General features: G+C 72.5%; 8 protein-coding genes. 3 read left to right on the top strand and 5 right to left on the bottom strand.

Annotated elements, in window-relative coordinates:
* On the top strand, positions 1–812 hold an 812-nt coding region (gene rfbB, locus VK640_16940; GenBank protein ID HTE74865.1), incomplete at its 5' end, for a dTDP-glucose 4,6-dehydratase.
* A 108-nt stretch (positions 813–920) separates the two neighbouring features.
* Here rfbB and mshC read toward each other — a convergent pair.
* From mshC to VK640_16920, 4 genes are read right to left on the bottom strand one after another with little or no spacing between them, the layout of a single operon-like run.
* Positions 921–2,153 (bottom strand): cysteine--1-D-myo-inosityl 2-amino-2-deoxy-alpha-D-glucopyranoside ligase, encoded by a 1,233-nt coding sequence (mshC, locus tag VK640_16935; protein HTE74864.1) that lies wholly within the window; start codon positions 2,151–2,153, stop codon positions 921–923.
* Positions 2,154–2,176: 23 nt separating this feature from the next.
* Positions 2,177–2,986, bottom strand: coding sequence for an SCO1664 family protein (locus VK640_16930; GenBank protein ID HTE74863.1), 810 nt, complete (start codon positions 2,984–2,986; stop codon positions 2,177–2,179).
* A 10-nt stretch (positions 2,987–2,996) separates the two neighbouring features.
* A complete protein-coding gene (locus tag VK640_16925; protein ID HTE74862.1) occupies positions 2,997–3,569 on the bottom strand; it encodes a DUF3090 domain-containing protein in 573 nt (190 codons plus the stop codon).
* 20 nt (positions 3,570–3,589) lie between these two features.
* Positions 3,590–4,342 carry a histidine phosphatase family protein gene (locus VK640_16920; protein HTE74861.1) on the bottom strand — a complete coding sequence of 251 codons (753 nt, stop codon included), beginning with the start codon at positions 4,340–4,342 and terminating at the stop codon, positions 3,590–3,592.
* Between the two features lie 85 nt (positions 4,343–4,427).
* On the opposite strand from VK640_16920, the gene corA reads away from it, so the two are divergent.
* Positions 4,428–5,411: a magnesium/cobalt transporter CorA gene (gene corA, locus VK640_16915; GenBank protein ID HTE74860.1), complete on the top strand. Its 984-nt coding sequence runs from the start codon at positions 4,428–4,430 to the stop codon at positions 5,409–5,411.
* A 199-nt stretch (positions 5,412–5,610) separates the two neighbouring features.
* Positions 5,611–7,026, top strand: a complete 1,416-nt coding sequence (locus VK640_16910; GenBank protein ID HTE74859.1) for a peptidoglycan DD-metalloendopeptidase family protein — start codon at positions 5,611–5,613, stop codon at positions 7,024–7,026.
* Between the two features lie 157 nt (positions 7,027–7,183).
* On the opposite strand, the gene VK640_16905 is transcribed toward VK640_16910, so the two are convergent.
* A partial coding sequence (locus VK640_16905; protein HTE74858.1) for an undecaprenyl-diphosphate phosphatase occupies positions 7,184–7,369 on the bottom strand: 186 nt, incomplete at its 5' end.

Genomic DNA, 7,369 nt, shown 5'->3' with positions numbered 1-7,369 from the left:
AGCTGGTCGACAAGCTGGTGGCCGAGGCCGACGTCGTCGTGCACTTCGCGGCCGAGTCGCACAACGACAACTCGCTCGACGACCCGTGGCCCTTCGTCGAGGCCAACATCGTCGGCACCTACCAGCTGCTGCAGGCGGTGCGGCACCACGGCGTGCGGCTGCACCATGTCTCGACCGACGAGGTCTACGGCGACCTGGCGATCGACGACCCGGCGCGCTTCACCGAGCAGACGCCCTACAACCCGTCCAGCCCCTACTCGGCGACGAAGGCGTCCGCCGACCTGCTGGTCCGTGCCTGGGTGCGCTCCTTCGGCGTGCAGGCCACCCTGTCGAACTGCTCGAACAACTACGGGCCCTACCAGCACGTCGAAAAGTTCATCCCCCGCCAGATCACCAACGTGCTGCTGGGCATCAAGCCCAAGCTCTACGGCCAGGGGCTCAACGTGCGCGACTGGATCCACGTCGACGACCACAACGACGCCGTGGTCACGGTCCTCGAGAAGGGCCGCCTCGGCGAGACCTACCTGATCGGGGCCGATGGCGAGCGCAACAACCGCGAGATCGTCGAGACGGTCCTCGAGCTGATGGGCAAGCCGGCCGACTGGTACGACCTGGTGAGCGACCGGCCGGGCCACGACCTGCGCTACGCGATCGACTCGACCCGGCTGCGCGAGGAGATTGGGTGGGCGCCTCGCTACCGCGACATCCGGGCCGGGCTGGAGCAGACGATCGAGTGGTACCGCAGCCACGAGGACTGGTGGCGTCAGGCCAAGGAGAGCGCCGAGGCGACCTACGCCCGGCTGGGCCGCTGACGCCGTCGGCTTTCAACTCGAGATCGTTTGCGACATCCCCGGTCGGGACACGCCGGACGACCGGCGTGTCCGCTGACCCGCCGTCGCAAACGATCTCCGGGAGGTGCGCTAGAGGCGGACGCCGAGCAGCGCGTTGACCGCCCGGCTGACCAGACCCGGCGCAGCCTCGTCGGCGCCCCGGTTGCGCTCGGCCTCGGCGACCCACCGGTCGACGGCGGCGAGAGCGCCGGGTGCGTCGAGGTCGTCGGCGAGGTGACGTCGCACCTCCTCGACCGTGTCGTCGGCCGCCGGGCCGCCGGGCCGCGAGACGGCGTCCTGCCAGCGCGCCAGCCGCGCCTCGGCGGCGACCAGGTCGTCCTCGGTCCAGGACCAGTCGGTGCGGTAGTGGTGGCCGAGGATCGCCAGCCGGACCGCCATCGGCTCCCGGCCGGCCGCCCGCAGCCGCGACACGAACACCAGGTTGCCCTTGGACTTCGACATCTTCTCGCCGTCGAGCCGGACCATGCCGGCGTGCACGTAGTGGCGCGCGAACGGCCACTCGCCGGTGAGGACGTGCGCCTCGGACGCGCTCATCTCGTGGTGCGGGAAGACCAGGTCGCTGCCGCCGCCCTGCACGTCGACGGTGGTGCCGAGCCGGTCCAGCGCGATCGCGGCGCACTCCAGGTGCCACCCGGGCCGGCCGGCCGGCAGGGCGCTGGCGGTCTCCCACGACGGCTCCCCCGGTCGGGCCGCCTGCCAGAGCAGGCAGTCGAGCGGGTGCTTCTTGCCCGGCCGGCGCGGATCGCCGCCCCGCTCGTCGAACAGCGCGAGCATCTCGTCGTCGTCGAGGCTGCCCACCGCGCCGAACCGCGGGTCGCTGTGCACGGCGAAGTAGGTGTCGCCCTCGACGTCGTAGCCGGCGCCGGACTCGACGAGCCGCGCCACGGCGCCGGCGATCAGGTCGACCGACTCGACCACTCCGACGTAGTCACGCGGCGGGACGACCCCGAGGGCCGTCATGTCCTCGCGGAACAGCGCCACCTCGCGGTCGGCCAGCTCGGCCCAGTCCTGCCCGTCCCGCTGCGCCCGCTCGAGCAGCGGGTCGTCGACGTCGGTGACGTTCTGCACGTAGTGGACCTCGTGCCCGGCGTCGAGCCAGGCGCGGTGCACCAGGTCGAAGGTGATGTACGTCGCCGCGTGCCCGACATGGGTCGCGTCGTAGGGGGTGATGCCGCACACGTACATCCGGGCCACCGGCCCCGGGGCGGTCGGGCGGATCTCGCCGGTCGCGGTGTCGTGCAGCCGCAGGGCGTATCCCTGTCCGGGCAGGGCCGGGACGAAGGGAGCGGGCCAGGGACGCACCCGCGGATCCTACGTGCGCCGGCTCAGAACGGCGGCCACGGGATGGCCGGCCAGCCGTCGGCCGGATAGGGCATGGCGCCCTGGCGCAGCAGCTGCTCGACCCGCCGGCGGCAGGCCCGCACCTCCGGCGGGGCGATCAGCTGACAGAGCTCGGACCCGAGGTCGCCCTCGATCTGCTCCCGCAGGTCCTCGAGGACGGCCAGCTCGCCATCGATGAGCGGCTCCCCGGCCCATCCCCACAGGACGGTGCGCAGCTTGGGCTCGGTGTGGAAGGTCACGCCGTGGTCCACACCGCGGACGTGGCCGTCCGGCCCGGGCAGGACGTGTCCGCCCTTGCGGTCGGCGTTGTTGAGCACGACGTCGAGGACGGCCATCCGCCGCAGCCGCGCGTCGTCGGCGTGACCGAGCACCACCGGCTCGCCGTCACCGCCGAGCGCGTCGAGCACCTGCAGCCAGTCGGCCGGCAGGGCCGCAGGCGCGAGCACGTCGACCAGGTCGACGGCCGGGTCGGTGTCGACCCAGAGCTGGCACATGCCGGGGCCGAACGGTCCGTCGCGAAGCACCGTCGGCGGGACCACGTCCCAGCCCGACGCGCAGGAGACGGCGTACGACGCCACCTCGCGGCCGGCCAGCGTCCCGTCGGGGAAGTCCCAGAGCGGCCGCTCCCCCGCCACTGGCTTGTAGACGCAGCGAGCCTCGGCGCCGTCGCCGCGCAGCACGCAGAACAGCGTCGCGTTGGAGGCGTCGAGCAGGCGTCCCTCGACCTCGATCTCGCCCTCGCGCAGCAGGCTGAGGGCGGAGCGCGCGTCGAGCCGGTCGTCCGGGGCGCTCACGGCCGGCTGCCTACCGGCGGTAGCCGTTGGCCCGGGGGCACACGTGCCCGCCCGCGTCCAGCGGCCCGCCGCAGAAGGGGCACGGCGGCCGGCCGGCGGCGACGACGGCCTGCGCCCGAGAGACGAAGGCCCGGGCGGCAGCGCCGGTGATGCGCACCCGCAGCAGCGTCGGTCCTTCGTCGGCCTCGTCGTCGATCAACGGGGTCTCGGTGTCGTCGTCGTCCTCGCCGTCGGTCAGCTCCTGGGCCTCGATGACCACGACCTCGTCGTCGGTGTCCCAGGCGAGCGCCATCGTCCCGACCCGGAACTCCTCCTCGACCGGGCTGGCCAGCGGTTCGGTGTCCGTCACGTCGGCGGGCGTGACGGCCGGCACGGCGGCCACGCCGGACGACTGGCGCACGACCTCGTCGAGCAGCGCCTCGACCCGCTCGGCCAGCACCGCGACCTGCTGCTTCTCCAGGGCGACGCTCGTCGTCCGGCCCCCGCCAGCGGCCTGGAGGTAGAAGGTGCGCTGCCCCGGCTCCCCCACGGTCCCGGCCACGAAGCGGTCCGGCGGGTCGTACTCGAAGACGATGCGCGCCATGCCGGAAACCCTATGTGGTCTCAGGCCTGCGGACCGGCGCCGCCGCCGAGCGCGGCGTCCGACGACCGGGCCGACTCGCGGGCCGACGAGCGGGTCGACGACGAGCCGGATGACCCGGCCTTGCGACGGCTCTTCCGCTTCGGCTTCGGCGCGAGGAACGAGAGGTCGCCGCCGCCGTCGTTCATCCGAACGACGAACGGGCGCAGCGCCGTGTAGGTGACGATGCTCACCGACGCAGGATCGGCAACCAGCCGCTGGAACTGGTCGAGATGCATGCCGAGGGCGTCGGCCAACACCGCCTTGATGACGTCGCCGTGCGACACGACGGCATAGACGGCGTCGTCGCCCAGCCGGGTGTTCCACTCGCGCACGGCGGCCACGCCGCGCACCTGCATGTCGCGCAGGGCCTCACCGCCCTCACCGGGGAAGGTCATCGCCGACGGGTGCGCCTGGACCACCTTCCACAGCGGGTCCTTGGCGAGCTTGGAGAGCTTCTCGCCCGACCAGTCGCCGTAGCGGACCTCGCCGACCCGGTCGTCGACGTGGCGGGGCACGTCGTCGCGGCCGGCGAGCATCAGGTCGGTCGTCTCCAGGCAGCGCTGCAGCGGGCTCGTGACGACCGCCGTCAGCGGCACCGGCGCGAGACGCTGCGCCAGGGCGGTCACCTGCTCGCGGCCGGCGTCGTCGAGGGAAACCCCCTCCGTCCACCCGGCGAGCACGCCGGCGCCGTTGGCCGTGGTGCGCCCGTGGCGGACGAGCAGCAGCGTGGTCACGTCGGGGAGCCTACGAGACGTACGTCGCCCGACCCGACCGAGCACGTGCGTCACGACCGGGCGGCTCAGGGCACACAATGGCGGCGTGATCGTCGACTGCGCGCTCTACCGACAGGGCCGCCGGGAGCAGGTGCCCGACGGCCTCGATGACCTCGGCGCGGCGCTGGCCACGGCCCGGGCGACGGGCGACTCGTTCATCTGGATCGGGCTGCACGAGCCGACCGAGGCCGAGCTGGAGAAGGTCGCCCTGGAGTTCGGCCTGCACCCGCTGGCCGTCGAGGACGCGGTGAAGGCGCACCAGCGGCCCAAGGTCGAGGAGTTCGCCGACTCGCTGTTCGTCGTGCTCAAGACCGTGGGCTATGACGAGGAGACCCAGCAGGTCGAGCTCGGCGACGTGATGCTCTTCCTCGGCGACTCGTTCATCGTGTCGGTGCGCCACGGGAGGGCCCGTGCCCTCTCCGACATCCGCCGCCGCCTGGAGATCGAGTCCGATCTGCTCGAGTGCGGTCCGGCTGCCGTGCTCTACGCCGTGAGCGACGCCGTGGTCGACGACTACAGCGAGATCGCCTACGCGGTCGAGGAGGACATCGAGGAGGTCGAGGAGCGCGTCTTCTCGCTCGAGCGCACCAACGACGCGGCGCGCATCTACAACCTCAAGCGCGAGGTCATCGAGTTCCGCCGCGCGGTGCGTCCCCTGGTGGAGCCGATGTCGCGGCTGTCGACCGGCCAGGTCCAGATGGTCCACGAGCGGCTGCACCCGTTCTTCCGCGACGTGGCGGACCACGCGGTCCGGGTCGCCGAGCAGGTCGACGGTTTCGACGACCTGCTGGGCTCTGTCCTCAACGCCAACCTGGCCCAGGTCGGCGTGCAGCAGAACTCGGACATGCGACGCATCTCGGCCTGGGTGGCGATCGCCGCGGTCCCGACGGCGATCGCGGGGATCTACGGGATGAACTTCGAGCACATGCCGGAGCTGCGCTGGACCTACGGGTACCCGGCCGCCCTGCTGCTGATGGCGGTCATCTGCGTGGGCCTCTACCGAGGGTTCAAGCGCAGTGGCTGGCTGTGACCAGGTCGGGCACCGGGCCTAGTCACTTCGGGCCCTGCGTCCGGGTTTTCCCGGTAAAGACCTGCACAAGAGCGAGTTCGGCGGTCACCATGGGCCTCCGGTCCAGTGGAACGACGTGTGGGGAGACTCGGGCCTGCGCAAGGCCTCTGCACGGTCGGGGCATGAGCCCGGCCGGCGAGCGAGCAAGGGGGGTGGGCGGATGCGTGCCACCGTGCGGCGGCGCACCTCGCTGACCGCTGCCCTGCTCGCCGCCGTCTGCCTCTCCCTGGTCGGTTCTGGGCTGCCCGCTTCGGCGGCCGACCCCACCCCCTCCCCGAGCCCGACGGAGACGCTGTCCAAGGCCGAGCAGCGCCGCCAGGACCGCGCCGACGCCAGGGCGCGCGAGCGGGCCGCCGAGAAGCGCAAGGAGGCGGCCGAGAAGGCGCGCAAGCAGGCCGAGGAGGAGGCCCGGCGGGCCGCCGAGGAGGCGCACGACGCCGCCGCACTCGTCGAGGCGTCGAAGGACCTGGCCAAGGCCAAGACCGACCTGGTCATCGCCCAACACGCCCTCGACGACGCCCGCGAGGCGCTGAAGGCGGCCCGGGAGATCGACGCGCAGGCCCAGACCGACCTCGACGTGGCGGTCCTCGCCGAGGACCGGGCCGGACGTGAGCTCGAGATCGTCGAGGCGCGCATCGCCTCCCGGCAGGACGACCTGGGGTCGCTGGCCCGGGTGGCCTACCAGAGCAACGGCTCGATGGGCGAATGGGCGCTGGTGCTGTCGTCGACGAGCCCGAACCAGCTCGCCGACCGCCTCGCCTTCCTGCAGAGCGTCGGCAGCGCGGGCAACGCGGTGCTCGCCGAGCTGACCGCCGACCGGGCCGAGCTGCTCAACGCCCGGTCGCGGATGACGGCCGCACGCAAGGAGGCCGAGGCTCGCCGCGAGGCCGCAGCCTTCGCGCTGGCCGCCGTGCAGGCCAAGGAGATGATGGCCGACGCCGCGCAGAAGCAGGTCGACGCCGTCGTCGCGGCCCGAAAGGCGGCCTTCGAGGAGGCCAAGAAGGCGGCGCTCGAGGACAAGCGGCAGTACCAGGTGCTCGTCACCGAGTCCGGCGCGCTGGCCTCCCGGATCGTCGACCTCTCCCGCGAGCTCGCCGGGGGTGGGCGTCCGCCCAAGGGCACCGGGGAGTTCGTCCGCCCGGGCACCGGCTCCATCACCTCGCCGTTCGGCCCCCGGTTCCACCCGATCCTGCACTACGTGAAGATCCACACCGGCACGGACTTCTCGGTCGGCGACGGCATCGCCTACGCCGCCGACGACGGCGTCGTGCTGTTCACCGAGTTCAACGTCGCCTACGGCAACATGACGGTGATCGACCACGGCAAGATCGGCGGCCTGCGCGTCACCACGATGTACGCGCACCAGGCTGCGGTCGGGGTCAAGCCCGGCGACCGCGTCGTCAAGGGGCAGGCCATCGGCGTCATCGGGTCGACCGGCTACTCGACCGGGCCGCACCTGCACTTCGAGGTGCGGGTGGACGGCGAGCCGCTGGACCCTGAGCCGTTCCTCAAGGGCGCCAAGCTGCCCACCGAGCTCGACGCCGCGGACCTGGTCCGCGACGGCCAGCCCCGCTGACCGCACCGCCACCGCCCCCACCCGGCTTGGCTGCGCGTCGACCACATATGCGTGGCCGACGATTGCTCGCCCTGGCACACAAGCCACTCCAAGCAATCGTCAGCCACTCCGAGCGCGAGCCCGGCCGGCCCCCTGGGCTGGCCGCGCGTGACATCGGTCAGGTGTCGATGACGCCGGCGGCCAGCAGACCGAGGACCACCAGGCCGAGCGCGATCCGATAGACGACGAACGGCCGGAAGCTGTGCGTCGAGATGTAGCGGAGGAAGTAGACGATCACCGCCAGCCCGACGACGAAGGCGATGCCGGTCGCCAGCAGGGTCGGCCCCCAGTCGACCGGCTCGCC

It is taken from the genome of Actinomycetes bacterium (genome assembly GCA_035489715.1).
In the GTDB taxonomy this organism is placed as follows: Bacteria; Actinomycetota; Actinomycetes; order JACCUZ01; family JACCUZ01; genus DATHAP01.
The sequence above is the reverse complement of the archived record's forward strand: the minus strand, read 5'-3'. Positions and strand labels throughout refer to the sequence as shown.